Below are 2,192 nucleotides of genomic sequence, written 5' to 3' on the forward strand. Positions count from 1 at the left end.
GCAGCGTGAAGCCGGCCTGAAAATATCGAGGCCCTTTGCCGGCGCGCTTCCTTTTCTCGGCGTGACGCCGAAGACGGAAGCGGCCATCGAGACATCCTACGAAGGACTGCTCGGCGAACTCGACAGGCATTTCGCCGTTTATGAATTTCTCTTCGGCACGAAGCCGTCGATCGGCGATTTCGGCCTGATCGGGCCGCTCTACGCGCACCAGTATCGCGATCCAGCGTCCGGCGAGCTGATGAAGCGCATCGCCCCCAACGTCGCGCGCTGAGTCGAGCGGATGATGAAGCCGCCCCATCCGAAGGGGGGCGAGTTTCTCGCACGCGATGAAATACCCGAAACGATTGTTCCGGTTCTGGTCCGCATGATGCGCGAGATGATCCCGGTTCTCGTCTCGACGGCGCATCACTTCGCGAAATGGGTCGCCGAGACGCCGGGCGCGAAAGAGGGGACCGAGCCGGTCCCCCGCGCCATCGGCACGCATATGTTCACGCTCGAAGGCGCGCGCGACAGTCGGGCGATCTTCCCCTTCGATCTTTGGATGCTGCAACGGCCGCTCGACTTCATCGCGAGCCTCAACGAGGAAGACAAGCTCCGTGCCGCCGATCTGCTCGGTGCCGCCGGCGGCGAGACCTTTCTCGATTTTCCGTCCTTTCCCCGCCTCACGCGAAGGAATTTCAAGCTCGTGCTCGCTTGAACGGGAGGCGGTGCGTCATTTCGCTCAGGCGCGGGGGGCTTGAAAGCGACGGATGGCTCCGGTAGCTCCGTAACGGGATGGGTATGAAAACAGCACGCTGGGCAGGGTTCCACATCGCGCTCGCCGCGATGCTGCTGCGCGCCCTCATGCCCGACGGCTGGATGCCGGCGCCGCCCTCGCACCGCGCCGATGCCGGCTGGGCGCCCTTTGTCATCTGTACGTCGAACGGTCTCGTCCAGCTCCATCAAGCACCGGGCTCGGATCGTCACGACGACGATGCCGGCCATCGCTACGCGCCCTGTCCTTATGCGGCGGCGGCTCACCTCGCCTCGCCGCAAGGCGCCGCCCCTGTCGCCCTTTACGAAGCCGCTTTTGTCTCGAACCGGTCCTCGGTCGGCGAGACGGCCCTTGCCGACAAGGCCTTTCCGCAGCGTCGAAAATCGCGTGCACCCCCCGTCCTGACGATCTGACCGGAAAACGACAGCCCGTGAAGTACCGGCATGACGCCGGTCGTCGCGCGTCTGCATAACGTCATTTCAAGGAAGGGAAACCCATGCCCATGCGCATGTCCTCACGCCGCGCGCGCCTGCTCCTCGGCGCCGCGCTCGCTCTCGTCTCGCCCGCTCCGGCCTTTGCCGCGGGCGCCACGCTTCTGCCGCCGGTCGATATCGAATCGCCCGAGGCGGCAAGCTCGACCGATCTCGGCGATATGCCGCTGACGGAAACGGCCGTCTCCCGGCTCGAACTGCTACGCAAGAGCCTTCGTACCAATGACACGGCCTCGCTCTTCGATGGCGTGGCAGGCGTCTCCACCTACAAGGCGGGCGGCGTGTCGAGCCTTCCCGTCGTCAACGGCCTCAATGACGAGCGTGTCCGCGTTGTCGTCGACGGCATGGTCATGGGGTCGGCCTGTCCGAACCACATGAATTCGCCGCTCTCCTATGTCGACCCCTCGAATGTCGGCACGGCCAAGGTGACGGCGGGCATCACGCCCGTCAGCATGGGCGGCGACAGCATCGCCGGCACCATCGTCGTCGACAGCCCCGCGCCGCTCTTCGGCGCCTCGCCGGACGTCTCGATCGTCGCAGCGACGGCCTCGACCTTCTATCGCAGCAATGGCGACGGGCTTTCGGGCTCGGTCTCGGCAACCGCCGCCAATGACAAGGTGAGCGTCAGCTATACCGGCTCGGGCTCCCGCTCCGGCAACTACGACGGCGGCGGCGACGATGGCGAGGTCCACTCCAGCGAATACAAGTCCTACAATCACGCGCTGAAACTCGCGGCCCGCAACGGCGACAATCTCGTCGTGCTGGAAGCGGGTCAGCAATACATTCCCTATGAGGGTTATCCGAACCAGTGGATGGACATGACGGAGAACCGTTCGACCTTCGTCAATGCGCGCTACGAGGGCGGCTTCGACTGGGGGCGTCTCGACGCGCGCGCGTGGTGGCGGGGTGTCGATCACGTCATGAACTTCCTCGATGACAAGGGCGGC

3 protein-coding genes and 1 pseudogene are annotated in these 2,192 nt (G+C 65.0%); all 4 read left to right on the top strand.

Annotated features, from left to right (window positions below; genetic code table 11):
* Positions 1–271, top strand: a pseudogene (locus VMR03_RS13045) (hypothetical protein); the annotation flags it as partial.
* A 9-nt stretch (positions 272–280) separates the two neighbouring features.
* Positions 281–697, top strand: coding sequence for a hypothetical protein (locus VMR03_RS13050; protein ID WP_325405896.1), 417 nt, complete (start codon positions 281–283; stop codon positions 695–697).
* Between the two features lie 83 nt (positions 698–780).
* Complete coding sequence (locus VMR03_RS13055) at positions 781–1,167, top strand: hypothetical protein (RefSeq protein ID WP_325405898.1); 387 nt, start codon at positions 781–783, stop codon at positions 1,165–1,167.
* Positions 1,168–1,256: 89 nt separating this feature from the next.
* Positions 1,257–2,192 (top strand): TonB-dependent receptor plug domain-containing protein (locus tag VMR03_RS13060; RefSeq protein ID WP_325405900.1); only part of this gene is annotated, 936 nt, incomplete at its 3' end.

The sequence above is a fragment of the Parvibaculum sp. genome, from assembly GCF_035511255.1.
Classification (GTDB): domain Bacteria; phylum Pseudomonadota; class Alphaproteobacteria; order Parvibaculales; family Parvibaculaceae; genus Parvibaculum.